Raw genomic sequence first — 26,397 nt, forward strand, 5'->3', positions numbered from 1 at the left:
TGCTGGGCTGCGGAAGGCCGGTTTTTACCGAGTGGTCGATGCCACGCAGATCTGGCCGCTTTGCATCGACAGGCGCACCGCATCTTTTGCGCCGCGCGCGATCAATTTGCCGGAATGGCTGTTGCTTGCCTCGCTATTCACCGGGATCCTGCCGCGCCGCCCGCCTCTATTGCGCGGTTGCAGAGCCATTTGCGCCCCGTTCACCGCCGAGATTTGATAGGTGTTTTGCGCCGAGCAGCGACTGGAACGCCATTCAGGAACAGGCACGCTGACATTGTAGGTAAGCGTGCCGGTGCTGCCCCTGTTGCAGACGCGATCTCTGAAACAATCCAGTTCGCGCGCGGCCACTGTGATCTGAAAATTGAGCATCCGTTCATCAGAGCCGGGCGCGCGTGATGGGCGCGTGTGGATCCATAGGTCATAGGTATCGAGAGTTTCCGGCGACAAACGATCAAGCGAAACCCTATCGCCCAGCTGCACATTGATCGTATTGCGAAGCGATCGCGGACCGCCATTCACCTGGAGGAACGGATTGACCTCGCGCACTTTGTGAAACTGGCTGTTTGGCCCAGACAAGGTGATGTCGATGTAATACAGCTCGCTCGTGCCTTCGTCATCGCCGACCGACGTGGTGAGAAAATTCTCAAGCGTGCGCAGTTCAATCCGCCACACATCCTCGCCCGACGCCATTGTGTGATTGTGCGTTTTTTCCTGCGCATTGGCGGGAGACATCAGCGCCAGCATGCATGAAGCTGCAAGCCATTTTGCGGTTTTGCCAATCATCGCTGTATTCTCCTGATGAAATCTATGAAAACTGGGAGGCACGCCCTCATTTGCTGGTCGAAGCGATGCAGATCTCGCCCGATTTGAGGAACATTTGCGGGGCTCTGCGAGCGGACGCGCGCTCTATGTCCCAACCCTCGGCAGGTTCGCCATTGGCGCGGGCGCGCACTTCGATTTCATCCGCTTGCGCTTCGAAATCAAACGTGTTGGCAGACACACAGTGAGAGGAGCGAACAGAGGGAGCAGGAACAGTGAATTGATAGGTGTATTCGCCGTAATATCCGCGCTTGCACACGCGTTTGCGAAAACAGCTCAGCTCGCGGGTTTTGACCGTGACTGTAAAGAAGATCATCGGCGGCAAATCCGCGCTTTCGCGAAACTGCCGGGTGTGGACCCACAAATTGTAAGTTGAGCTGGGACGGCGGACCAGTTCGACCTTATCGCCGCGGCGCGCTGGCACATAAGCGCGGCTTCCCGCCCGATCATTGACCGCCAGATTGATCGCGGTTTCTTTCACCGCATCGTATTGATTTTCAGTCTCGACGGGCTGCCTTATCGCTAAGCGGCTCGATTCATAATATTCGTTGGCGAGAATGATTTCGACCGAATGCAATTCGTCCTTATCATCGGAATCCGCGTTTTCGATCAGCAGCACTTCGTCATAATTGCGCAGTTCCACTCGCCAGACATCCGTCCCAGAAGGCATGGTCTGATGCTCGGTCTTTTCCTGCGCAAGCGCCGCCCCCGATGGAATTGCCAGCGCAAGACCCGCTGCCGCTGCTGCCCCTGCCCGTCCCAAAGCCGAAGCCAAAACCAATTTGCGAAAGATCAAATGTCCAACTCCCCCGATGAAGGCAGGATTTAGAACATGATTGAATTAGGCCCGCATGCCCCAATTGGGGTATGACGTGCAGGCGCGATGCGCGTATTTCAGCATAGGAAATTGAAACAAATAGGTTTTCAGGTTCGCAATTTGGGGGGCTCAGGGGTGCATAGCGCAGAGAAAAGCGGTTATTCGATGCTGATCGATGCGATTTATGACACGGCTCTGACTCCTGAAAATTATCTGAAATTTGCCGAGGTTTGGGACGATAATATCGTTGAACCCATGCTGGCCGCGAATGATCTGGATGCGGCAAGCAGCGTTGATCTGGACACACTCAAGCAGCACTTTGAGCGGGCACTTAAAGTGTTTGAAAAAACCAAAGTGAAACGCGAAGATCTGGTTCAGGGCTTTCTTGATGACCAGAAATTCGCCGCTGCTGTCACGCGACTGGATGGCAGTCTGATCGCTGGCAACACCGCGTTCAAGCAGCGTTTTGGGCTTGAGACTGGCAAATCGCTGTTCGACCATGCGCAAAAATTGCAGCCTTCCAGTGAGAGCAGCGCGGGCCAAAACAGGGGTGGCCAAAGCAGCGCGGGCCAAAGCAATTTGGGCGACATTGAAACAGCCGGGCACACGTCTTCGCGGCCGGTCACAGCTGCGCTTTACCTGCTGCCCGATGGCAAAGAGACCATCATCATCATCGAGCATCTGAAACGGCATGAATTTGCTGATATCGAGGCGGAAACGGTGTTGCTGGTCAAATCGTGCCATGCCGAATGGGCCAGCAGCGGCGCGCGGGTGCTGGAACAGTCCTTTGGCTTTACCAAAGCGGAAATGGACATCGCCCGCAGCCTGTATGAAGGGCGCAAAAGCAGCGAGATTGCCGCGGAACGCGCGCGGTCAATCACGACTGTCCAAAAACAGATCAAATCGCTTTTGAGCAAAGCGCAGGTTTCCAGCCAAAGCGAATTTATCAGCCTTGCCATTGGCCTGATGCATGTGATCGACATCGCGCCAAAACTCCACCGCGACAAGGCCGAGCAAGGCCATCACGAGGACAGCTTCAGGAACATCGCCCTGTTAAGCGTGCGGCGCGATCGGTTGCTGCAATTTGCCCATTATGGGCACAATGATGGCGATCCGGTGCTGTTTTTGCACGGCCACACATCATCGGCTGTGCCCACCGATGCGATTTTCAAATCCGCAGTCAGCCACAATCTGCAAATCATCGCGCCGTGCAAGCCAGGCGTGGGGCAATCATCAGCGGATGATGGCACGTTCCGTCCCATGGCCTTTATCGAGGAATGCCTGCACCTGCTTGACCATTTGCAGATCGACCGCGCCGCGCTGGCAGGGCACGCCATGTGCGGGGTCTATGCCGTGCATGCAGCAGAGCGGTTTCCGGACAGATTCAGCGCTGCCGGTCTGTTTGATACCGGCATCCCGATGACAGTGCAGGCCCAGTTTGAAGATATGCCAGAGGCCAGCCGCCGCATTTTCCTTGCTGCAAAAAACACGCCCGATCTGCTTTACGCGCCGTTCGCTTTTGCTGCGGCATCAGCGACCAAGGACGATGCAGGCCACCGCGCTTTCATGAAAAGCCAGTTCGCCGAATCGCCCAACTGCACCGCATTGCTAAAGCATCCGCATATTTACGAGCCTGCCAGCAAAGCGATGTCCGATTATATGAGCACACCGCGCCGGTCAGTGGATGAACTGATTTACTGGACAAGCGACTGGACACGGGCAGCACGCAATGTCGCGGCGCAAATGCCGCTCTGCTTCATCCAGAGCGAGCTGCACGAATGGATCAGTTTTGGCCGCATCGCCGCTTTTTGCGAAACCGTGCCGGGCGCGCAGTGCCGCGTGATCGCAGGGTCTGGCGAATTGTTCACCTTTGACAGGCCAGCGGCCTTTTGCAGCGCGCTCGCAGAACTGACCCGCGCAGGCTAACCCTAACCCATCAAAGACTGACATCGGCCATTCCCGCCGCGCAATGCGGGTGCCAACAGACGACAAATATAAGTGGTTGGTGGCAGGGGCACAGAGACTCGAACTCTGGACCTTCGGTTTTGGAGACCGACGCTCTACCAGCTGAGCTACGCCCCTACATTGCGGCAGCGCTCTATAATGCGGATGCGGCCGTGGCAACACTTGTTTCGCGCTTGGTCTCGCAGCTGCGCGCGTTTGGGATCGGCGCGGCTATAGCAAAAGGCCCCTAGCCGCGCCCGGCCAAGCTGATACACTGCGCAGCCATGCATGCCCCCGTGAACGCTGCTATCCCTGTTGAAACCCTGCTGCTTGCCTATCGCAGCGGGATTTTTCCCATGGCCGATGCGCGCGATGATCTGGAAGTGTTCTGGGTGGAGCCGCGCGACCGCGCGATCCTGCCGCTGGACCGGCTGCATGTGTCCAAATCTCTGCGCAAGGTTGTGCGCTCAGATCGCTATATCGTCACGATGGACACCGCATTCGAAGCCGTCATGCGCGAATGCGCAGCGCCCCGCCCCGGCCATCCCGACACCTGGATCAGCGACCGGATCATTGCGAGCTATTCGGCATTGCACCGCGCCGGGCATGCGCATTCCATCGAGTGCTGGATAAGCGAGGATCGCGGCGCTGAGGAAGGTGACCACGAAGTACGCGCCTCCGAAGAAGATGGGGCCCCGCCCCGGCTGGTCGGCGGATTGTACGGCGTATCGTTTGACCGGGTGTTTTGCGGCGAAAGCATGTTCAGCCGAGCAGACAATGCCAGCAAAGTCGCTTTGTGCTGGCTGGTGGCGGTGATGCGGCGCGCGGGATTTGGCCTGCTCGATTGCCAGTTTATGACCGACCATCTTTCGAGCATGGGCGCGGTGGAAATACCTCAGCAAATGTATCTGAAAGGCCTTGCGCGCTGCCGGGGAGAGCCGATTTTGCAGCTGCGGCAGGCTTTTGATGAATTTTCGCGGGATCAGCCCGAAGGGGCTTCATCGCCCGGAAAACGCATCGCGCAATCTTTAACCCAGACATCGTAAATCGGATGCTCGACCACATTAAGGCTGGGTGACCTTTTGAACAGCCAGCCTGAAAAAGCGCGCGTGCGCGTCTGTTGCCCGCGTTCGAGCACATCGACCTGAACAAAAGCGCCGGTTTCCTGAGGCATTTCCCAAGGCGCGGTGCGTTCGCACGCGGCCAGAGTAATGGAGACGGGGCCTTCCTCGCGGGTTTCGCCGGGGCTCATTTCCAGATCGATGGAGACATTGTTGCGCTTGTTCAAAAGGCCAATGGTGGCAACCCGCTCTGCCATCGGGGTCGCGCCATCGCTGGCGGCAATCACATCGGGGGCGGGCTCTTCATCATCGGATGGTTCTGCACTGGATGGTTCTGCATCAGCCGCAGGTGTTGCGGCCAGTGCTTCGTCAGATGTTTCGCCAGTGCCCTCTTGAGTCTCAGCTTGTGCTGTTTCAGCTTCAGCTTCAGCTTCAGCCTCGGGCGCTTCGTCTGAACAAGCAGCCACCATACCCGCAAGGCTGAGCATCGCAGCGAAAGGAAGGCAACGCACGCGCATCGTCATCACGCTTTAGGCGTTGCCGCCCGCTGCATCCTCATCAGGTGACCACGCTTCGTAATCGCCCACAGCGCCCGCGCGTTTGCCGCCGCGTTCCAGCGCGCCTTGCGGCCGGTAAGCGGACGCTGTGCCAGTGGCGTTGGGAGTGTAATCCACTTCCCAGATTTTCGCAGGCGGCAAATGGCTTTCAGGCACATCGTCAAACGCGCCGTGCAGCCAGCCATGCCATTCAGCCGGCACGCGGCTGGCATCATTGGCCCCGTCATACATGACCCAGCGGCGTTCGCGCTGAATGTAAGAGCCATTCGCAGGCGCGCCTGATTTTGTTTTCGCGCGGTAATATTTGTTGCCCTGCGCATCAGTGCCGACATGTTCGCCATTGCGCGAGGACCACAAATGCGTGCCGATGGTTGCCCCATCCCACCAAGTGAAGATTTTGCCTAAGATTCCCATGAGGAGCGGTTAGAGCGATTTGAGTTCAGCTTCAAGCGGGGGAATTGCGGAACGCGCAGTTTGGGGAGGCCATCTGTGAGCGCATGCGTTCCCAGCCGGGAGTCTTTTGTACTAAGTTCGCTAACGCTCACGCCGGACCGCCCCGCCTCCCCGCCCGTCCACCATATCCTATGGAACCCTTGGTGGACGGGCGGGGAGGCGGGGCGGTCCGGCCAAGGTCAGGACGGACGTCCTGACCGCACCAAACAAAAAACTCCCGGCGTGAGCGTTAGCGAACTTAAAACAAGAACACCCCCTGCGCTCACGCAACAAAACCCCACATCACCCCTCAGGCGCATCCCACGTCACTGCATCACCGGGTTCAATCCCAAGCTCTTCTGCCAGCCCGCCGCGGATTTCGAGCACGGCGATTGCCAGACCGGCCGATGGCACCGAATCGAGTGAATAGGGCACCGTGTTGGCGGCGATATTGGTGATTGTTCCGTCTGGTCCGACAAAAATGATATCGAGCGGCAAAGGGGTATTTTTCATCCAGAAACTGCGCTGCTGCGGCGTGTCTGTGGGGAAAATCATCGCTTCATCATCGGCCAGTTCAGTGCGAAACATCAGCCCGCGCGATTGCGCCTCTGGCGTGTCGGCCAGTTCGGTGGCGAACGTGATGGTCTCATCACCCGGCCCCGCGACGGTGACATCAATGATCCTTAGGTTCGAGACAGGATGCGTGCGGGTCTCGGCATCGCTCGTAGCTGTCTCAGCTTTCTGCGGGCTTTGCGACAGCGCAGCGCCCGTCTCAGCGGGCGAACACGCGGTCAGCGGACCTGCGGCAAGCGCAAGGGCTGCGATTGCTCCTGCCAATTTCACCACAATCCGCTCTCCTGTCCTTTTTCTTGCGCTTCCAGCGTCTCCGCCTCGCTCAGCCATTCTTCAATATCCTCAATCCGCGATGCATCCAGAATGAACCGCACATGGTCAAACACATGGCCTGCGCGCAGCATCGCCGCAATCTGTTTATCACGCAGTTTTTGAGCCGCCTGCATGCTTTCGCGGTCGCGCGCGCTCTCATCCTCATCCGCCCGCGCATCAGCCGAAAAGGGGCCAAAGCGGCGCTTTTTCGCCAGCAAGATCGCGGCTCTGCGCGCTTCGGCTTCATGCGGGGCATGCGCCTCGCGCACGGGTTCTTCAACGCCTGCCGCCCACAAGGCCTGCTCCACGCGCCGCGCACCGTATCCGCGCCCTGTCAGATCGCGCGATTTGGCCCGCGCATAGGCATCATCATTGACATAGTCCAGCTCAATCAGCCGGGTGACAAGCCCCGTCACATCCAGATCAAGCGTGCGCCCATCACCATCGTCCGCCACCCCGCGCTCCCGAATTTTGCGCGCGAGATAGCTTTCGAGCTTAGCTCCCGTTGTCGCAAACCTTGCAGCATATGATAGCCCCAAATCGCGCAAGGCGGTTTCATCAAGGGGTTTGCGTTTCTTTGGCGTTTGGGAACGGCGATTGGCCCTGCGGCTCGGGTTCTTGCCATCTGCGCCAAATCCGCCGCTTTCCTCATCATCCATCGCGTGGTTCCTTACTCGCGGCCAGACCGCAATTCTGACCATCCCGCCATGGCTGCATCGCCCAAACACGCGCTACCAAACGAAGACAAATTGCTTTTATGTGAAACCATTTCGCCTTATTCGTGCCACAGTCCTTCTGAAATGGGAGGATTAAGGATCGCATCGCGCCATTATGGCGCGGGAAAAAGAGATAGGATAGGGCGCTCTTCGCAGCGTCGTAAGCTACGGGTATCGTTAGATAAAATGACCGACGCCGCATTGAAGCCGACGCCGAACGATTGCGATTTGCCGCGCATCCGCGCCCAATTTGCGACCTTTAACGACGCGATAGATTACGCCGCGCGCTCTCAAAAAGGGCTCAATTTTCACGACATGCGTGGAAAACTTGAGCGGGTCTATCCCTTTGCCGAATTGCGCGAAGATGCGCTGGAAATGGCGCGCCGGATGATTGCCGCGGGCATCAAACGCGAAGACCGCGTGGCGCTGATCGCGGAAACCGGGCCGGAATTTGCCGCCCTGTTCTGCGCCTGCGTCTACACAGGCGCATGGCCCGTGCCGCTGCCTTTGCCCACCACTTTCGGCGGCAAGGACAGCTATATTGATCAATTGAGCGTCCAGCTGGAAAGCTGCGATCCCGTTATCCTGCTTTACCCCGAAGAAATCGCCGATCTTGCCGGTGCAGCGGGCCAGCGTCAGGGATGCCAAAGTGAGACGTGGGAGCAATTTGCAACGCGCGATGCGCCCCAATGCGATCTGCCTGCCGCATCTTCAGATGATATTTGCTATTTGCAATATTCCTCCGGCTCCACTCGCTTTCCCCAAGGGGTAGCGGTGACGCATGAGGCGCTGCTGCACAATCTGTATGGCCATTCCACCAGCATGCAATTGCGCGACAATGAACGCTGCGTCAGCTGGCTGCCATGGTATCACGATATGGGGCTAGTCGGCTGTTTTCTATCGCTGATCGCCAATCAGGTGTCAGGCGATTATCTCAAACCCGATGCCTTTGCGCGCCGCCCGCTCGCATGGCTTGATATGATCAGCGCCAATGAAGGCACAACGATCTCTTATTCGCCCACATTCGGATATGACATTTGCGCGCGCCGCATTTCCAGCCAGTCCAATGTTGCCGAACGCTTTGACCTGTCGCGCTGGCGGCTGGCGGGCAATGGCGCGGACATGATCCGGCCCGATGTCATGCAAAGCTTTGTCAACGCCTTTGCCGATGCCGGGTTCAAAGCCGCCGCTTTCACTCCTTCTTACGGTCTTGCCGAAGCGGTTCTGGGCGTCACCGTAATGCCGCCGGGCGAGGGGATCCGGGTGGAACTGGTCGAAGAAGAGCGCCTCTCCGGCACTCCGCGCGATCTGTCACGCCCCGCCCGGTACCGCGCCATCGTCAATTGCGGAAAACCCATGCCCGATATGGTCGTTGAGATCAGAGGCGAAGACGGCGCACCGCGCGGCGATCACCAGATCGGCAAGGTCTGGTGCAAAGGGCCAAGCGTGATGCACTCCTATTTCCGCAACAGCGAAGCGACCGATGATTGTCTGGTCGCTGATGATGCGGGACAGACATGGCTGGACACCGGCGATATGGGCTATCTGGCCGATGGCTATCTGTTCATCGTGGGCCGCGCCAAGGATATGATTATCATCAATGGCAAGAACCATTGGCCGCAGGATATCGAATGGGCGGTGGAACAATTGCCCGGCTTTAACCACGGCGATATTGCCGCGTTCTCAATCGAGACCGACAATGGCGAAGAAGCGCCCGCAGTGCTGGTGCATTGCCGCGTATCGGACCCGGAAGAACGGGTGAAACTGCGCGAGCAGATCTCCGACAAGGTCCGCTCTGTCACCGGCATGAGCTGCGTTGTGGAACTGGTCCCCCCGCGCACATTGCCGCGCACATCATCGGGCAAGCTGAGCCGCGCAAAAGCGAAAAAGCTGTATCTTGCGGGTGAGATTGTGCCTTTGGAATTGGCGGCTTAGTTTTTTGCGCACCCCATCCGGGGCGCGATTTCCTCGCATAAGCTCGGGCGGGCGGTCGCCCTTGCGGCCCTTCGGGCCGGATGGCTTTTTTGCCCACCCCGGCGGGGTGCTATTTCCTCGCATAAACTCGGGCGGGCGGTCGCCCTTTGGCTCGCTCGCGCTCGAGTTTCTTTTTCCGCACCCAATCCGCGGTCTCCGGTTTATTCGGCGAAAGCCGCTTGGCTCAGCCTCATTCCCCCAGCTCGCCCCATTCGGCGCGCAAGGGGCCAAAGCCGGGTTCAAGCTCCACAGACACCCCGCGTTCGGCAAGGATCGCGCTCGCGCGTTCGCGTGTCTCTGCATCGCCTACAAGCACAATCGGCACATCCACACGGGCACTTGCCCATTCGATCACGCTTAGCGCCTTGGCCCCGTCCATGCTTGGCCCCTCTTCGCCAAAGGCAATCACATCCGGCAGGCTCGCCAGCGGCGGAAGCAATTCGACCGTCCATTCCGGCTCTGTTGCCGCAATCCGCATTTCCAGCGCGCGATAGGCGGCCAAGGTTGCGCCTTCGAGACGCTGCGCGCGCACCATGGCCTTGCGCCGGGTCCGGTCAACCAGCACATCATCCTCGCTGACCCCGGCCACCAGAGCGAGGCGCTGCGCCAGATCTTCTGCCCGCGCGAGCGCCGCCTCTTCCTCATTCGCGCGCGCGGCGGAAAGCTGCGCTTGCTGCGCGGCAGACGCGCTGGTGCCGACCTGAAACTGGCTCAATGTCAATTCGACCGGGCGGCCCAGACGCTCTGTCAAAGCGGCTTCGATCTCGCTTTCAATTTCAGGTTTTACCGCTGGGGTATAAATCGTTGAGCCGACCAGCAGCGGATCGCTGCGAAAATCAACGTCCACGCGCGACACTTCGGAATCGGTCGCGAACCGCTCGGTAATCTCGCCGCGCACGATGCGCTGCGCGTTGGCTTCCCATGCGATTTGCTGGAGCGAATAGGCCAGCGGCACGGCCAGCGCGATAAACACGACGATCACGGCAAGGCTTTGTGCCTGCGTCTGCCCTTTGGAAAGGCGGGTGCGAAACCCATACAGCCGCGCCATCGCCAATGCGGTGAGCGCGATGGTGATAAGGTTGGTCACATAAAGCAGCAGCGCGCCGGAAAACACGGTCCAATTCAGCGTCGCAAGGCCAAATCCAACTGTGGCGAGCGGCGGCATCAGCGCGGTTGCAATCGCCACGCCCACAATGGTTCCTTCGCGCCCGCGGATCATCGCATAGGCGCCGGCAAGCGCGGAAAACAGCGCGACGAACAAATCGAACAGATTAGGCTGCGTGCGGGCGGCAATTTCCGGCGTAATCGTCTGAATAGGCGAGACAAACACCAGCGCGCCTGTCAGCAAAATCGCCAAAAGACTGCCCCAAAGCAGGCTACGCGCGGATTGTTTGAGCCATTGGAAATCGCCAATCGCCAGCGCAAATCCCAGCCCCATAATCGGGTCCATCAACGGCGATAAGAGCATCGCCCCGATCACCACGGCAGGCGATGAAAGCAGCAGACCCAGCACCGCAATGCCGGCGCTCATCGCGGTCATGAACAGGTATCGTTCGGACAAAGCGCATTCGGCGCGGCGTTTCTCGATCACTTCGCCCTGATCAATCGCGCCGATAACTTCTTCGTGCCACCAGCTTTTAAGTGATTTAGCGATCTTCTGATACGGCGATTGTTCACCCAGCGCCGCCGCCGATGCACCTGGCGTGCCGTTTGACGGGATCGGCGTGTATCCGGATGATGAAGGCACGCGCGGGGCGGCCTCAGGCGTGGTTTCGGTTTTGTCAGTCACTCAAATTGTCAACCATGTGAGCTGCTGGAATGGATGGCGTAATCATCACACTTAGCCGCGCGAAAGGGCAAAGGCCAACAGTTACACGCGTTGCCACCGGCCAAGCTCCATTCGGGCAGCGCAATCAACAATGGACGCACACCCGCCTTCCGCGCTAGTCTCACTTGAAAGCTGTGTTTTAGATACCTAATACAGCAATATAGGTTGAGCGCCGCAAAGCATGGCCACATGACGCGCGGATAAGGGAGCCAAAGCTGCATGACGAGTGAGACATCGCCAGATCTGAACATCGCGACAAAAACCAAAACCGCGACCGATTTTGAGCTGACCCCGCCCGATCCGGTGCCCGTGGTTGCGCCCGAACAGGCGGCAGGATTGGTCCCGGTTTCAGCGGAGGAGAAATCCAAGCTGGACGTGAAAGTCGATGCGTTTGTCACCGAGCTTATCTCGCAAGATGCCAATTCGCCCGCTTTTGGCGAAAAGGTCGATCAGATCACGCGCATGGGTCAGGAACAGATCCGCGCCGCCGCTGCGCATTCGAACCGCTTCCTTGATCGCCCGGTGCGCGCGATGGATAGTGACAGCTCTGTCGGCAGCGATCTGGCGGAACTGCGCCGCACGGTCGAAGATCTTGATCCAGGCCGCAAAGGCAAATTGCTATCCCCGCGCAAGCTGTTCGGCATCATCCCGTTTGGCAGCAAGCTGAAGAATTATTTCGACAGCTACACCTCTGCGCAAGGGCATATTCAGGCGATCCTTGAACGGCTGGAAGGCGGCAAGAAAGAGCTGCATCTGGATAACGCTGCGATCGACACCGAACGGCAAAAGCTGTGGGAAGCGATGGGCGAATTGGAACAGATGATCCACATCGCCAAGGCTCTGGATGCAAAACTCGAAGCCAAAGCGTTGGAGCTGGACGCTTCCGATCCTGAAAAGGCGAAAGCTTTGCGCGAAAGCGCTTTGTTCTATGTCCGCCAGCGCACACAGGATTTGCTCACCCAGATGGCGGTCAGCGTGCAGGGTTACCTCGCGCTTGATCTGGTGAAGAAGAACAATGTTGAGCTGGTCAAAGGCGTTGACCGCGCATCCACCACCACGGTTGGCGCATTGCGCACCGCTGTGACCGTGGCGCAGGCGATGACCAACCAGAAACTTGTGCTTCAGCAGATCACCTCGCTCAATCAGACAACGTCCGACATTATCGACAGCACCAGCACGCTGCTGCGCGAACAGACGGGGCAAATCCACGAACAGGCGGCCGCTTCCACAATCCCGCTTGAGACGCTGCAACGCGCGTTCCAGAACATCTATGACACGATGGATGAAGTGGACGAATTTAAAGTCCGCGCGCTCGACAGCATGAAACAGACGGTGAATGTGCTGACCGATGAGGTGGAGAAATCCAAAGGCTATATCGCCCGCGCTGAGGGCCAGGCGCAGGCTCAAGCGAAAGTCGCGAGCGAACCATCGCTGCTGGCGCTGGATAGCTAGGCCGCCATTATGCCGGACAGCACGCGGGACAGCGATCAGATATTAAGCGCAGCGGGCACATCCCTTCGCACCCAGCGCGATGAAGGCGGCACGCATCGGCCCGGAGTAAGCGGCACATCCATCGGCAAGGGATCGGCGAGCGCAAAGCGCAAGAACTGGCTGAACCGCGCAAAATATTTTGCAGGCGCTGTGCTGACGATCCTTGTAACCGCAGGGGTCGCAGGCGTGGTTCTGCAAGGCATTGGCTTTACCGGCGTTATGATGACCGCTCTTGCCGTGATGGCGGCGGCTTATGTGTTTTCGAACTACCCAAAAGTCAAAACTCCCAAGCGCGCAGAACTTAAACAAGGCAATCCTCAGCAAATGGTAGCCCGCACAGAGCTTTGGCTGGAAGCAAAGCGCCCCGATCTGCCAGCAGCCGCCGCGATGATCGTTGACCGGCTGGGCGTGCAGCTTGATGCTTTGGGAGTGCAATTGGACAGCATTGATGACGCGCACCCGGCCATGGCCGAAGTGCGCGAGCTGGTGGGCGAGTACATCCCGGAGACGATCGACAATTACCTCAAAGTCCCTGCCCATTTGCGCGGCGAGGATCATGCAGGCGGAACGGCGGATGACAGGCTGACCACCAGCCTCACCAAAATCTCCGGCGAAATTGACCGAGTGACGCGCCGCCTTGCCGAGGGGGCGCTGGATGATCTGGCGATCAAATCGCGCTATCTCGATTACCGCTATGGCGGGGACGAGCTGATCGCCGATATGACAGGTTCGCCCGACACCGGCGTGCCTTTGCCCGATTTCTCCGCCACGCCGACCAAGCAGCCGCGGTAGGCCCGCATGCGCGTCACCCTCCCCCATTCGCTTGGACGCGAAGAAGTGCGCCGCCGCATGCACGCCCACGCGCATGAAATCGCCGATCACTTTCCGCGCGGCATGGCGACGGTGGAAACCAATTGGACCAGCGAAGACGTGATGGCGCTGCTGATTACGGCGGCGGGCCAGCGCATCCCCGGCACCATTGAAGTGTTTGATGAAAGCGTCGCGATAGAGATGGAATTGCCGCCCATGCTGGGTTTCCTGCGCGGCACATTGGAGCGCGCGGTCAAAAGCAATGGCGGCAAATTGCTCGAAAAAGACTGATCGTCTTGGCCGGCCTTGTGGGGATTACGCCTAAGCGGTCCAGCTCAGCAAAGTGACGCCTGCTCGGGTGAAATCGACCGCTGCTAGATCAGGCGCATAAAGGCAGTAGCCTGATCCAGCAGGCGGCTGCTCGCTGCCCGCAATCCCAATCTCGCCTTCCAAAGGCAGCACCAGAACGCCGCCGCGATAATTTTCACGCAAAGCCTCGCTTGGTGTGCCCACCACTCGGTCCAGCCGGAAATGTGCTGCATTCACCAGGCATTGTTCATCGCGCGTCACGCGGCTGCGATGATGCTGAGCATAGGGGCCGCAATCGGCGACCGCCATTGCGCGGTCCAGATGCAGATCGCGCGGGCGGCCATAATCATAGAGCCTGAACGTCGTGTCGCTGTTCTGCTGCACTTCGACCAGCGACAGCCCCGGCCCGATGGCGTGAACGGTGCCTGCGGGCAGATAGAACACATCGCCTTTGCCTGCATCGTGCCATTCCAGCAGCTGCTCGATAGAGCCATCAAGCGCGGCGGCGGCCACGGCATCCGGCGTATATTCCTGCTTGAAACCGATGGCCAATTGCGCGCCCGGCTCTGCATCCAAAACCAGCCAGCATTCCTCTTTCCCCGCTTCACCCTGTAAAGCGTTCGCGCTGCTGGGGTGAACCTGAACGGAGAGTTTTTCGCTGGTGAACAGATATTTGACCAAAAGCTGATCGCACTGGGGAATGGGATCAAACCAGATCTCTCCAATGCGTTTGCCCGGCGGGGCGGCAAAAGGCGCGGGCAAGGCATCTCTGCCCCACACCTTTTCCACCTGGGTGGTCTCCAGCCACCGGGCTGATTTTTCGGCGGGCACGCGGGTCACTTTGATGGCGATCCTGCGAGGGGTTTAACTCCGCCTGCACCCGGTAATTTGCCCACACGCTGCGCGCCATCGCGGGTTGTCACCAGCACTTCACCGCCCGACACAATGATGCAGACATCTTCCAGCCCCACGGCAGAAACCCGCGCGCCATCGCTATAGGCAAGGACATTGCGGCACCCATCAAAATCCGCCGGGCCGCGCGCTGTGTTGGCGTTTTCGTCGGTGCTAATATCGGTGCTGGCATCATTCGCGGCACCGCTCGCGCCATCTTCGTTTTTGGAAAGCGCATCCTGCATCGCAGCCCAATTGCCGATATCTGACCAGCCCATATCAGCAGGCACCATGGCCGCGCGATCGGTGTTTTCCATGATGGCATAGTCAATGGACTCGCCCTTAATCGCTTCAAACTGCGCTCTATCGGGGTGAACCTGCACACCGTCACGCCTGGCCCGGGCAATCGCGGCGGTGACATGGCGCGCCATATCGGGGCGGTGCTGGGCGAGCTCTTTCATCAAAGTGCCCGCCTGAAAGGCAAAGATACCGCCATTCCAGCTGTATTCGCCGCTTTCCAGATAGCTTTTGGCGCGCTCCAGATCGGGCTTTTCAACGAATTGCGCAATCTCATATCCGCCGGGAAGCTCCCCGCCGCGGCGCAAATAGCCATAGCCTGTTTCGGGATGCTCCGGCGTGATCCCGAACGAGACAAGCCGCCCCTGCCGGGCAAGCTGAGCCGCCGCGTGCGCCGCCTCTCGAAAAGCAGCCGTGTTGGCGATGTGATGATCGCTGGGACACACCAGCATCACCGCCTCATCAGGCAGCATGGCAGCCGCCAGCGCAATCGCAGGCGCGGTGTTGCGCGCGGCGGGTTCGACAATGATGGTGTGCCCGGCCCCGTGCATTTGCGCAGTGATCGCATCGCAATGCTGACCGCCTGCGACCACGATGGGATCAGCAAAATCGGCCGCATCACCTGCCCCGCACATTCCCGCTCCGGCCACGCGCGCAATCGCCTGTTCAAACAGGGTCGCATCACCGATCAAAGGCAGAAACGGTTTGGGATGCGCAGGACTGCTGACCGGCCACAGCCGGGTGCCGCTGCCACCGCACAGGATAACAGGATAGATCGCATCCGCGTGCGCGCCCAACTTGAGCAGGCCCATATCCGGCGAACTGTTCACATGCTTCTCCTGAATGTGTGAACGATATCAGCAATTTGCAAAGTTTTTGCTAAGGTCTTCAAAACACTAAAACCATCTTTGGCGCCAGTAATAGGGCGCTGGAACCAGATTGCCAGCCTGATCGGTGGCAGGGCGGAACCGCAGGCGTTCTTCAACCAGGCGGCAAGTGATCGCGTCGGCTTCTGCATCAGGGCTGGCGCGGTAGACAGAGCATTGGCTGGCCCGGCCATCCACGCCCACAATGACGCGCACGATCACCTCTGTCCCGCGCCGGGCGCTGCGACCGCCCGCTGGTACGGGATAATCGCGCGCATTGTTGATGCTGCCAGAAATATGCTCCGGTTTGGAGGCAATCGCATTGCCCTGCCCGCTGCCGCGCTGGCCGCTTCCCGTGCCCGTGCCGCGGCCATCAGCGCCTGTCCCCACACCCGCATCGCGCGCGCCCGATCTGGTCGCGGTTCCGGTGGAGGATGCCTTGGGCGCAGGCTTGGGTTCGGGCAGGCGCACTTTGGGCGGAGGCGCGGTGACAGGCTGAGGCACAGCTTCCTTACCCGGATCGCCCTGCGCGCCTTCGTCAGGTTCAGGCTCAGCCGGAGGAGGCGGCGGGGGATCAGGCTCTGCCACCGAGACAGTAACGGTCAATGCCGATGCAACCTGCTGCTCAACCGAGGCGGTCATTTCAGGAGCAAAGACCCGCGCCAGCCCATAAAGCGCCGCGACATGCACCGCCACCAGCACCAGCACGAGCGGCCAGCGAATGCGCTTTTTGCGTGTTCCATAGCGTGTGACCCGCTTTGCCAACCGTTTGCCTCCTATCCCTTGGCGCTTTGCCTGACCGTATGCCCGAACTGTGTGTGCCCGGCTTATCGCACAGCGCAGACCCATCCAATCCAATTCGGACCAAAACGGGTGCACTTGCGCCCGAAACCTAGCCGGACTGTCTATACAAAGGGATGCAAGTTTATCGATGGAGCGTAAAATCGTGCTAAGACACGATACAGATACAGACCCTCTGGACCGCGATCTCGTGGTTGCAGACAGGCCGCCTTATGGCGGATATGCTGGCCCGGTCTATCAGGCCTCCCGGCACGGCGGATATGACACCGGGGCGAGATATGCGGGCGCTCCGGCTGGCAAAGGCGCGCTGATCGGCCTTGGCCTTCCCGATGCACGCAGCATCCTTATCGCGATTGTCTGCGCTTTCGTCAGTTTTGCGCTGGCATCGCTTTCGTTAAGCGCGGCGCGCATTGGCGATGGCTCGCTTGCCACGGTGTGGCTGCCGGCAGCGGTTGCCGCTGCGTTTCTTCTGCGATTGCCGCTCAAGAATGAGCTGCCATTTTTCGCAGGGCTGTTTGCCGGTATTTATTGCGCCGATGTAATGGCCGGTTTCAGCTCCGTCACATCGGCGGTTTTCGCATTGGCCAATGTTGCAGAGGCAGTGGTCGCTGTCAGCTTGATCCGGCGTTTCTGCGGTCCCCACCCTGCCGTCACCAAAATCCGCGATCTTGGGATGATCTTGTGGTTCGGCGCATTGATAAGCCCGCTTGCATCCACTGCCATTGCCGCGGCCAGCATGGCGTTTGATCTGGGACTTACAGGCCCCGCGCTTATCAATCAGGCGATCAATTGGTATCTCGCCCATGGGCTGGGCATTGTTTTGCTGGTCCCGGCGATCCTGCTTCTGGGTGATCTGTGGCGGCGGCGGTTTGTGCTGGGCACTGCTGAATTGTTCGAGGCTTTGGCGCTTATCACCTTTGGCCTTGCGGCAAGCTATGCCGTCTTTGCCCAGAACGCCTATCCGCTGCTGTTTGTGATCCCGGTCATCACTTTGTTCCATGCCTTCAGAGTGGGCGCGCTGGGCACGGCCTTGTTCGTGGGGGCACTGTCTGTTCTGGCCTTTACCATGACGTCGATGGGACTTGGCCCCATTTATGAGGCAAGCGGCTCACCTGCATTTCGCAATCATGTGCTTCAGGCATTTATCGCGGCCAATTTCCTCACCGGCCTGCCTGTTGCGGCGGCGCTTGCCGGGCGCAAACGCATGATTGACCAGTTGGAACGCGGCAAACAGCAGCTTGATATTCTGGCAAACAATATCTCCGATGCGGTCTTGCATTACGATCTCGATGGCATTTGCACCTATGCCTCGCCATCGGTTCGCGGCGTGTTGGGGGAGGATCCCGCCCGCTTTCTCGGCGCGCGCTTTGCTGACAATATGCACGAGGATGCGCGCGATCGGATCGCCAAAGCGGAACGTCAATTGCTATCAGGCGTATCGCAGAACGAACGCTTTACCTATCGCCGCTTCCTTGACAGCGAAGATGGCAGCCCAGTCTTTATCGAGGCGGAATGCGCGATTGTTCAAGGGCGCGGCGGTATAACCCGCGAAGGCATGGTGATTGCCGCGCGCGATGTGACCCAGCGGGTGGAACTGGAATTGCTGCTGACCCGTGCGCGCCGCCATGCTGAAAATGCGGCGCGGTCCAAATCAGAATTTCTCGCCAATATGAGCCACGAAATCCGCACGCCGATGAACGGCGTTCTGGGCTTTGCAGAATTGCTGCTGCAATCCGAACTGGAAGACGACCAGAGGCGTCAGGCGGAAATGATTGTCCAGTCGGGCCGTTCAATGATGATGTTGCTGAATGATGTCCTTGATCTGTCGCGGATCGAAGCGGGGCAGATCGCGATTGATAACGCGCCGGTTGATCTGGATGCCACCATCGCCGAATGCGCGGCCCTGCATCAGCCGGCTGCGCTGAAAAAAGGGCTGGAGATTGCGCTCGAATGGCCTGACGTTGCGGCCAATGATTGCGATGACACGCCCCGCGCAGTGATGCCGTGGGTGATGACCGATGCCTTGCGGCTGCGCCAGATTGTTCTCAACCTCATTGGTAATGCGATCAAATTCACCCAGTCGGGCACTATCACAATCAGCTGCCGCAGCGATGGCGATGAATTTTCGATCAGCGTTGCAGATACAGGGATCGGGATCAGCAATCAGCGGCTCGATATGATTTTCAATCCCTTCACTCAGGCCGAAGGGGACACCGCGCGCAGATTTGGCGGCACCGGGCTTGGCCTGTCGATCAGCCGCCAGTTGGCTGATTTGTTGGGCGGACGGATCGAAGTCACCAGCGAAGTGGATGTGGGATCATGCTTCACTCTGGTGCTGCCCGCTTTGCACGCGGAACCATCGGAAGAACCAAGCGAGCCTGAGCCGGAAACAGAGTATGATGTGCTCGAAGACTTGCCGCATCACGCGCGCATCCTGCTTGCCGAAGATCACGATGTGAACCGCATGCTGGCGCGCGAAATGCTCGAACGCTGCGGCCAGACGGTTGCAGTGGCGCATGATGGCAATGAAGCCATATCCATGGTGATGGACAGCGTGATGCGCGGCTCTCCTTATGATCTGGTGCTGATGGATATGCAGATGCCGGGCTGCGATGGCTATGACGCGACCCGCGCGATCCGCGCAGAGGGGATAACGCCGGATCAATTGCCGATTGTCGCGCTGACGGCCAATGCCTTTCCCGAAGATGTTACCGCCGCACGCAAAGCGGGGATGCAGGCGCATCTGGCAAAACCGATGGTGTTTTCAGACCTCGCGCGGGTGTTGCAGCGGTGGCTGCCCACTCGCATTGTCGAACCCGGCGAAGAAAATGGAGAGAACATGGAATACGGCCCACCATCCCGGCCGCGCGATGAAGCAAGCAGCGGACCGGACAGATCCGAAGTGATCGATCTGCTCCATGCCTCGCGCGCGGAAAACCGGGCGAAATCCGCTGCTGCTGAGCAGTCTGCACGCAAGCATTCGCCCGCTTTGATCAAACGCTGGGTGGAACGCCGCGAGGAAGCGGTCGAAGCGGTTCGCGCAGCCCTCACGCATGACCACCTTAATGGAGAGCCAAGCGAAGCGCCCGCGCGCGAAGCTTTGGCAAAACTGATCCACAAACTGGCCGGAACCGCCGCGATGTTTGATGAGCCTGAACTGGGCGATCAGGCCTCGGCCTTGGAAAATGCGCTCAGGATGGAGCTTGATCCGAAAATTCAGGAAGCGCTGGCGTTTGAACTGCTGAGCCTCGCTGATGATGCGGCAGAGGATATGGCGCAGTCCAGCGCGCGCAGCAGGGCCCCCTAGGCTCGCCGGATGCTGCCTTGGTGGGTTGCAAGCGGGGGCGGTCGCAAGGTGGGGCGGAGGCGTTCTTCGCCGGTGGCAAGCTCAGAGCGGCCAGCAGCGGGCATTCGAAGGGCCGCCGCCGGGGCTCGCGGGTTTAGACAAGCCGCCGCCCGCGCCTAGCAGCGCGCTTTACCGCCAATCGCTTTTGCAGGCCTTGCGCTGGCTCTTTGACGAGTAGCTCCACGCGCGGCCTCACCTACCCTCACAGCCAGACGGCTAGCATGCCGCATCACGGCCAAACACAACGCCCAATTGCGCATTGGCCCATTGCGCTTTGGCCCGTCGTGCCTTGGCCCATTTCGCCCCGGACCATTACACACCGCCCCATTTCGCACACCCAAAACAAAGCGGCTCCAAAACAGGACCGCCCAAAACAGAACCGCCCAAAACAAAACGGCGAGACCCGCTAAGGCCTCGCCGCTTGTGCTTAGTCAATCGAAACGCGCCGAATTAGAATTCGTAGCGAGCACCGATTTGAATGCGCCATGCCGATGGGTTGATCGCGATGAAGTTCTGATCATCGGGGTTGAAGCCCGAGATGATGTAACGACCCTGATCATCCACGCCGCCATCAGCAACGTCGACCAGACCGTTAAACCCGCCGCGCGAACGCAGAATGTTGGCACCATCATCGATGAAGTTCAGGAAGTTCGCAAAATCAGCAAACACTTCGATCCGGTCCTCGGCGATGCCAGTCAGGCTGCCGATGAACGGGATTTCCTGACTGAAGCGCAGATCCATATCGTAGTGCCAATCATTGCGGCAGCTGTTACGCTTGATCGATTCGCCGGGTGTGAACCCGCAATTCGTGCCGCTCACATAATCGATCACATCCTGAACCGCAGCCGGATCAGACAAAGGTGAAACGTTAGGATCAGTAAGACCTGACGGCACATAGAGCAGGGCGTTGTCATTGCCCGATGCGCTGTCAGCGAACACGCCTCCGCCATCGAATGTCAGGCTGTAAGGACGCCCTTCGCGTGCCCGGAAGAAGATGCCCAGGCTGGTGTCGTATCCATCAAAGAACTGCTCACGGAAATTGACCGCCGCGGTGAAGTTGTGGCGGGTTTCTGTGGTTGCAGTCGATACTGCGGGATCCTGACGATCAAACGCGGCGGTTGCATCGAACGATGATGTCGCGGTTGATGACTGGTTGTTGCGAGCATTGCTCGAATCGGTGAAGGCATAGCCGAACTGCACCCGTGTCGAACCGCCGCTGGTGATCAGACCGCTGTCGAACTGCTTGCTCAGCGCGATTGACACTGAGTGCGATTCTGCACGGCGGCCATTGGTCAGCTGGATGTTGTCATCGCGGCTGGTGTTAAAGCAATCCGCCGTCAGGCCCGTGTAAACAGGCGGCGTTCCGCCCGTGCCTTGCAGCACGGCGTTACACCCAGCAGCGGTCGCATCAACAGCCTGATAGATCGGACGACCATCGACGGTGAAGCCGCCATTGGTGCGAATGTCCGGTGCCTGGCTGAGATCGACAAAGTTCAGCGTGTTGTTGAAGCGCGAATAGATATAATCGAGCTGCAAGTCCCAGTCTGAGAAAAACCCGCTTTCCGCGCCGAATGTGGTTTGGAACGCCAGGCTGGCGCGCGTCACAGTCGGGATGTCGAAATCGGGATCGGTGGACTGAATGTCAGCGCCGCCTGCCCCTGCAATCGCAGCACCTGCATCAATCGCGCATTGCGGGAAGCCGATGAACTGGCCGTTCTGCACAACTTGCAACTGGCCGGTAACCGGATCAACCGGCACTGCGCCCGCGCATTCCGGGCTAAAGCTGCTGCCATTGGCAGAAGAGAAGCCATTGTTCGAAAACGCGTTCGAGAAATAGACCACCGGATCGCCGCCAGAAAAGACGCCGACGCCGCCGGTTAGACGGCTGTTTGAGAAGAAGCCGTCATTGTCGAATTCATAGGTCGCCGACAGACGCGGCAACACAACCGGGCCAAGCCGGCCGAACGAATTGGCATTGGTGAAGCCATATCGGTCGATAAAGGCCTGGTTCGCGCGCGGTGCATCGCCGTCATACAGCTGGACGCGGACACCGGCATTGACTGACAATTGATCGGTCGCTTGCCATTCATCCTGCGCGTAAACCGAATAGATCCGGCGGCTGAATGTGGCTGCTGCGTTGTTGATATCGCCATCAACGCCCGCTGCGATGGTGAACCCACCCAGCGCGCCGCCGGTGGACAAATCATCGCGGTTGCCAAACACGCTTGAGAAAAAGCCGGGCGCAACCAGACCTTGTTCAAACGCATCGAGATTTTCAAAGAAGATCGTACCGGTCGCGTTGATTGCGAACAGGTTGAACACTTCCAGATCGTTGACCTCTGCGCCGAATTTCAGGAAGTGGCCGCCGCCTGCTTCGTAATTGACCTGGAAACGGGCCTGATCGATTTTCTGGTCGAGCTGGTTGGCCGAACGGAAAATGCCGGGGCCTGTTGCAAGCGCGCCGAATTGCGTGGTGCCGCTGCCGTCAGGTGCAACGCCGACGACCAGACGCGGGGTCGGGTTGTCCGATTGCGCTTCGCCAAAGCCAAGCGGGCCTTGAACATCGCCAACTTCTGAACGGCTGACGCGCAGTTCGGTGGAAAGGCTGTCGCTCCACTGCGAATACAGACGCACCGAGTAATAATCGGAGATTGTACCCTCATCCTCGAACGAGTTGATCCCGCCCAATTCGCCGCCGCCAAAGTCAGCTTCGATATTGGTTTCCTCAAGCCGCTGATAGGTCGCCTCAAGCCGGTGATCGTCAGAGATGATGGCATCGAGACGGCCGAAATAGCGCACATTGCCTTCGGGCAGAGTGTTCGGATATTCGCCGATGTCCTGACCGTACACGTCGCGCGCGATTTGGGCGAAGCGGTTAAGCTGGGCAACGCTGGCGAAGTTGGCTTCGTTGGTGAAACCGCCGCCTGCAGGGCCGAAATTGTTGCCTTGCGTAAGGTCAGCTTCTTCATAGCCGAACGAGAAGAACAGGCGATCAGGGATGATCGGGCCGTTCAAGGTAACGCCCCAGCGCTTTTCTTCGCTGGCGTTCAGCGGTGCGCCGTCAATTTCGTTGGCGAACAGGCCATCATCGAAATAGGTGATGAAAGCCGAACCATGAAATTCATTCGAACCCGCTTTGGTGACGGTGTTGATAAGGCAGCCGGTAAATTCGGAATATTCCACATCGAATGGAGCGAACTCAACCGAGATCTGCTCAATCACGTCAAATGGCAGCGGCAACGAGTTGCGCGCGGCAAAGGGCGTGCCGTTCAGGCCGAAGGTGTCGGACTGGACGATGCCGTCAACGGTGAAAGTGTTGGTCCGGTCATTGCCGCCAAGGCAGGAAATACGGTCAACATCGTTGTTTTGTTCAAGGCTTACGCGGGGGTCGATGCGGATGATGTCGCGCACGTCGCGCGTGATCGAAGGGAAGGATTCCAGCGTTTGCGTATCGAACGCAGTACCCGGGCCCACAGCAACCTGGCTGGCGCGGGCGCGCGCGCCGGTCACGATGATGGTGTTGCCTTCCGCGCTTTCGTTCAGCGTGAAAGTGTAGCCGACATTGCCCGAGATATTGGTGAAGACGTCTTCGATGGTCTGGCCTTCAAAACCCGGCGCAGTGACAGTGACGGTGTAAGGACCGCCCGGTTGCAACGACTGGATACGGAATGTGCCGTTGCTGCCGGTGCTCGATGTGCGCTCTGCCCCGGTGCGGGTGTCAGTGACGACGACGGATGCATCGGCAAGCGGATTGCCACTGGCGTCAGTGACTGACCCTTCGACGCCTGAAGTAATCTGCTGCGCTGCTGCGGGAGCAGCGATAGTGGCGGCGGCGGTGAGCGATACGACGCTGGCTGCCAGGAGGTACTTAATTTTCATGTATAGGCCCCTAAACACGATGGAGAGAGAGTGTGATGCAGCCCCCCTAGGAGCGCTCCACTTCGGAAAAGCGACGGTTTTGTGACAAGTGTGTGACACTGACCGGGGCGCGGATTGAGAGCGGGTCGCAATACCAATCCATCCACAGGCTAAGGCTTGGATTCCCGTGGGTTATTGGCCCTGTGTTGCAGCCGCGCCACGAAATAAGGATATTTGCAAGGGGCCTGAACAAACAGCGATGGACTGTTGCCAACAGGCGGCGGGGCGAATTCAATCCGATATTGGGCCAATTTTGAGGCGGCCGCGGCCCTGCCGCTTGCTGGAGTCGCAAGCGGATACGTCCGCGATTCGCGCATGGGGTTTAAGCCAGATTGATCTCGCGCAGGCGCTGCATCAGGAAATCGTGCGAACTGATCGCTTCGGGCGGTGTGTCCCAGCAGCCGTCGCCGGTGCAATTGGGCAGCGGATCAATCCAGAAATCCGGACGGAAATGGAGGAAGAACGGCATCGAATAACGCGACCGCCGCGCCGCATCACCGCTGGGGTTCACCACCCGGTGCGTGGTCGATACCAGCCGGCCATTGGTCAGCCGTTCCAGCATATCACCCACATTGATAACCAGCGCGCCTTCCTGCGCTTCTACCGCGTGCCAATCGCCCGATTTGGTAAGCAATTCGAGGCCCGCCTCTTCTGCGCCGAGCAGCAAAGTGATCGTGTTGATATCGCCATGCGCTGCCGCTCTGATCGCGCCATCGGGCGCATCAGGGCCAAGCGGCGGGTAATGCAGCAGACGCATCACCGAATTGCCGTCTTTAACCGTTGCGGCAAAGAAATCCCGCGGCAGATCCAGATGCAGCGCAATCGCTTCGAGGACGCGCGCGCCTGCGGCTTCAAAGGCAGCGTATAATTCGCGGAAAATCGCTTCGAACCCGTCAATCTCGTCCGGCCAGATATTGGGAGCCATAAATTCGGACAATTCGTGGCCATGGGGCAGGTCGCGCCCGACATGCCAAAATTCCTTCAGGTCAAAGACGCTCGCATCCTTGGCCTTTTCGGTGCCGAACGGGGTGTATCCGCGCGCGCCGCCGCCGCCATCCAGTTTGTAACTGCGTTTGAGCTGGTCAGGCAGCGCGAAAAACTCTTTCGAGGCGGCCTCTGCTTTGGCGATCAGATCGGCTGGGATGCCGTGATCGCGCACCACGGCAAAACCGACATCGGCAAAGCTGCGGCCCAATTCATCGGCAATATCTTCGAGCGGACGGTTCAGCGAGACGCTGGCGATTTGCACAGAAGGGGTTTGGGAGGATGCAGTCATAAGTGTCTTTTAATAGAGAGGCTAACCTTCTGCAAATAGGTCTAAAACGGCAGGAATAAACTGGCCAGCGCCGCGCTCATCAAATTGGCGAGCGAGCCTGCGGCCAAGGCTTTCAGCCCCAGCCGTGCAATGACCGGGCGCTGATTGGGAGCCAGCCCGCCTGTCACCGCCATCTGGATCGCGATGGAGGAGAAATTGGCAAAGCCGCACAGCGCAAAGGTGATGATATTGCGGCTTCGCTCCGTCAAACCTTCGACCGCGCCCAGTTCGATGAACGCCACAAATTCATTCAGAACGATTTTCGTCCCGAACAATCCGCCTGCGATCTGCGCCTGTTCCCAATCCGAAATGCCGATCAAGAACATGACAGGCGCAAAGACATACCCGAACATCTGCTGGAACGAGATATCGGGATAGCCGAACCAGCCGCCAATCCCGCCCAAAATACCGTTTGCCAGCGCGACGAGCGCGACAAACACCATCACCATGGCGCCCACGGCCACCGCCAGTTTGACGCCGGTGGTCGTGCCTTGCGCGGCGGCCTCGATGATATTGGCGGGCTTTTCGCCTTCTTCGAAGGTTTCCGATACGGTCACGTCTTCAAGCTGTTTGTCGTGGGCTGCGGCCTCTACCGGATCATCGGGCATGATGATTTTCGCCATCAGGATGCCGCCGGGCGCTGACATGAAGGCAGCCGCGAGCAGATAGGGCACAGCCTCATCACCCAGAAACGATGCGTATCCCGCCAGAATGGTGCCTGCCACGCCCGCCATGCCGACGCACATCAACGTGAACAGGCGCGAAGGCGGCAAACTGGCGAGGTAAGGCCGCACGACCAGCGGACTTTCCGATTGGCCGACAAAGATATTGGCTGCGCTGCCCAGTGCTTCGACTTTGCTGATGCCGGTGATCCAGCCAATCGCCCCGCCCAGCCAGCGCACCAGACGCTGCATAATGCCCAGATAATACAGGATCGACACCAATGCTGCGAAGAACACGATCACAGGCAGCGCCGCGATCAAGAAAGTGTTGGCAAACGGGTTTGCGCCCATCGGGCCAAACAGCGTCTCTATCCCTTTCACCGAATAGCCAAGCAGCGCGATCACACCGTCAGAAAGGAATTTGATCACAAGCGCGCCAATATCGGTGCGCAGCACCAGCGCGGCCATCACAACCTGCAAGGCAAAGGCGGATGCGACAACGCGCAGATTTATATTGCGTTTGCCCGATGACAGCAGAAACGCGATGGCAAGGATCGCTGCGATCCCCGCAATAGAATTGAGATAGGGTAGAATGGCTGTGCTTCGCCGCCCGTGCGGGCCGCGCCCCCGATATTGTGTATCCCGAAGGCGCAGGGGT

At 59.0% G+C, this 26,397-nt stretch carries 20 protein-coding genes and 1 tRNA gene; 7 read left to right on the top strand and 14 right to left on the bottom strand.

The genetic code is table 11. The features are described from left to right. Nucleotides 1-24 precede the first annotated feature (24 nt). Nucleotides 25-783, bottom strand: a complete 759-nt coding sequence (locus AC0V6L_RS03260) for a hypothetical protein (protein WP_486152989.1) — start codon at nt 781-783, stop codon at nt 25-27. 46 nt (nt 784-829) lie between these two features. Further along, nucleotides 830-1,615: a hypothetical protein gene (locus AC0V6L_RS03265; RefSeq protein WP_486152990.1), complete on the bottom strand. Its 786-nt coding sequence runs from the start codon at nt 1,613-1,615 to the stop codon at nt 830-832. A gap of 156 nt (nt 1,616-1,771) precedes the next feature. Between AC0V6L_RS03265 and AC0V6L_RS03270 the strand changes: the two genes are divergently transcribed. Continuing rightward, complete coding sequence (locus AC0V6L_RS03270; RefSeq protein WP_486152991.1) at nt 1,772-3,562, top strand: bifunctional helix-turn-helix transcriptional regulator/alpha/beta hydrolase; 1,791 nt, start codon at nt 1,772-1,774, stop codon at nt 3,560-3,562. An 80-nt stretch (nt 3,563-3,642) separates the two neighbouring features. On the opposite strand, the gene AC0V6L_RS03275 is transcribed toward AC0V6L_RS03270, so the two are convergent. Beyond that, nucleotides 3,643-3,718, bottom strand: a tRNA-Trp gene (locus AC0V6L_RS03275). Nucleotides 3,719-3,864: 146 nt separating this feature from the next. Between AC0V6L_RS03275 and AC0V6L_RS03280 the strand changes: the two genes are divergently transcribed. Next, nucleotides 3,865-4,626 (top strand): leucyl/phenylalanyl-tRNA--protein transferase, encoded by a 762-nt coding sequence (locus AC0V6L_RS03280; protein ID WP_486152992.1) that lies wholly within the window; start codon nt 3,865-3,867, stop codon nt 4,624-4,626. Here AC0V6L_RS03280 and AC0V6L_RS03285 read toward each other — a convergent pair. From AC0V6L_RS03285 to AC0V6L_RS03300, 4 genes are all read right to left on the bottom strand, one after another. Further along, nucleotides 4,563-5,159, bottom strand: a complete 597-nt coding sequence (locus AC0V6L_RS03285) for a DUF2155 domain-containing protein (RefSeq protein ID WP_486152993.1) — start codon at nt 5,157-5,159, stop codon at nt 4,563-4,565. The two genes, AC0V6L_RS03280 and AC0V6L_RS03285, sit on opposite strands and share 64 nt — an antisense overlap. 12 nt (nt 5,160-5,171) lie before the next feature. Continuing rightward, entirely contained in the window at nt 5,172-5,612 is a 441-nt protein-coding gene (locus AC0V6L_RS03290) for an NADH:ubiquinone oxidoreductase subunit NDUFA12 (protein WP_486148177.1), read from the bottom strand. A gap of 321 nt (nt 5,613-5,933) precedes the next feature. After that, the gene (locus tag AC0V6L_RS03295; protein WP_486152994.1) at nt 5,934-6,473 is read right to left on the bottom strand and encodes a DUF192 domain-containing protein; all 540 of its coding nucleotides are present in this window, start codon (nt 6,471-6,473) and stop codon (nt 5,934-5,936) included. Then, complete coding sequence (locus AC0V6L_RS03300) at nt 6,470-7,174, bottom strand: regulatory protein RecX (protein WP_486152995.1); 705 nt, start codon at nt 7,172-7,174, stop codon at nt 6,470-6,472. The genes AC0V6L_RS03295 and AC0V6L_RS03300 overlap by 4 nt, the downstream gene beginning before the upstream one ends. Before the next feature lie 243 nt (nt 7,175-7,417). Here AC0V6L_RS03300 and AC0V6L_RS03305 point away from each other — a divergent pair, with 243 nt between their 5' ends. After that, nucleotides 7,418-9,166 (top strand): fatty acyl-AMP ligase, encoded by a 1,749-nt coding sequence (locus tag AC0V6L_RS03305; RefSeq protein WP_486152996.1) that lies wholly within the window; start codon nt 7,418-7,420, stop codon nt 9,164-9,166. 229 nt (nt 9,167-9,395) lie between these two features. Here AC0V6L_RS03305 and AC0V6L_RS03310 read toward each other — a convergent pair whose 3' ends face one another. Beyond that, nucleotides 9,396-10,994 (bottom strand): TIGR00341 family protein, encoded by a 1,599-nt coding sequence (locus AC0V6L_RS03310; RefSeq protein ID WP_486152997.1) that lies wholly within the window; start codon nt 10,992-10,994, stop codon nt 9,396-9,398. Between the two features lie 258 nt (nt 10,995-11,252). On the opposite strand from AC0V6L_RS03310, the gene AC0V6L_RS03315 reads away from it, so the two are divergent. Genes AC0V6L_RS03315 through AC0V6L_RS03325 form a run of 3 tightly spaced genes read left to right on the top strand, consistent with a single transcriptional unit; the run spans nt 11,253 to nt 13,625 of the window. Next, the gene (locus AC0V6L_RS03315; RefSeq protein ID WP_486148185.1) at nt 11,253-12,485 is read left to right on the top strand and encodes a toxic anion resistance protein; all 1,233 of its coding nucleotides are present in this window, start codon (nt 11,253-11,255) and stop codon (nt 12,483-12,485) included. A 9-nt stretch (nt 12,486-12,494) separates the two neighbouring features. Further along, a complete protein-coding gene (locus AC0V6L_RS03320; RefSeq protein ID WP_486152998.1) occupies nt 12,495-13,316 on the top strand; it encodes a hypothetical protein in 822 nt (273 codons plus the stop codon). 6 nt (nt 13,317-13,322) lie between these two features. Continuing rightward, on the top strand, nt 13,323-13,625 hold the full coding sequence (locus tag AC0V6L_RS03325) for a polyhydroxyalkanoic acid system family protein (RefSeq protein ID WP_486152999.1): 303 nt from the start codon (nt 13,323-13,325) through the stop codon (nt 13,623-13,625). Nucleotides 13,626-13,655: 30 nt separating this feature from the next. On the opposite strand, the gene AC0V6L_RS03330 is transcribed toward AC0V6L_RS03325, so the two are convergent. From AC0V6L_RS03330 to AC0V6L_RS03340, 3 genes are all read right to left on the bottom strand, one after another. After that, nucleotides 13,656-14,483 carry a class I mannose-6-phosphate isomerase gene (locus AC0V6L_RS03330; RefSeq protein WP_486153000.1) on the bottom strand — a complete coding sequence of 276 codons (828 nt, stop codon included), beginning with the start codon at nt 14,481-14,483 and terminating at the stop codon, nt 13,656-13,658. Further along, entirely contained in the window at nt 14,480-15,643 is a 1,164-nt protein-coding gene (locus tag AC0V6L_RS03335) for a mannose-1-phosphate guanylyltransferase (protein WP_486155036.1), read from the bottom strand. Before AC0V6L_RS03335 ends, AC0V6L_RS03330 begins: the two co-directional genes overlap by 4 nt. Before the next feature lie 84 nt (nt 15,644-15,727). Continuing rightward, nucleotides 15,728-16,462 (bottom strand): energy transducer TonB, encoded by a 735-nt coding sequence (locus tag AC0V6L_RS03340; protein ID WP_486153001.1) that lies wholly within the window; start codon nt 16,460-16,462, stop codon nt 15,728-15,730. Nucleotides 16,463-16,628: 166 nt separating this feature from the next. On the opposite strand from AC0V6L_RS03340, the gene AC0V6L_RS03345 reads away from it, so the two are divergent. After that, on the top strand, nt 16,629-19,805 hold the full coding sequence (locus AC0V6L_RS03345) for an ATP-binding protein (protein ID WP_486153002.1): 3,177 nt from the start codon (nt 16,629-16,631) through the stop codon (nt 19,803-19,805). A 489-nt stretch (nt 19,806-20,294) separates the two neighbouring features. Here AC0V6L_RS03345 and AC0V6L_RS03350 read toward each other — a convergent pair whose 3' ends face one another. From AC0V6L_RS03350 to AC0V6L_RS03360, 3 genes are all read right to left on the bottom strand, one after another. Then, nucleotides 20,295-23,723 carry a TonB-dependent receptor gene (locus AC0V6L_RS03350; RefSeq protein WP_486153003.1) on the bottom strand — a complete coding sequence of 1,143 codons (3,429 nt, stop codon included), beginning with the start codon at nt 23,721-23,723 and terminating at the stop codon, nt 20,295-20,297. A 361-nt stretch (nt 23,724-24,084) separates the two neighbouring features. Continuing rightward, nucleotides 24,085-25,038 (bottom strand): isopenicillin N synthase family dioxygenase, encoded by a 954-nt coding sequence (locus AC0V6L_RS03355; protein ID WP_486153004.1) that lies wholly within the window; start codon nt 25,036-25,038, stop codon nt 24,085-24,087. Between the two features lie 41 nt (nt 25,039-25,079). Next, a complete protein-coding gene (locus tag AC0V6L_RS03360) occupies nt 25,080-26,333 on the bottom strand; it encodes a NupC/NupG family nucleoside CNT transporter (RefSeq protein WP_486155037.1) in 1,254 nt (417 codons plus the stop codon). Nucleotides 26,334-26,397 lie beyond the last annotated feature (64 nt).

It is taken from the genome of Erythrobacter sp. JB1-15 (assembly GCF_057365035.1).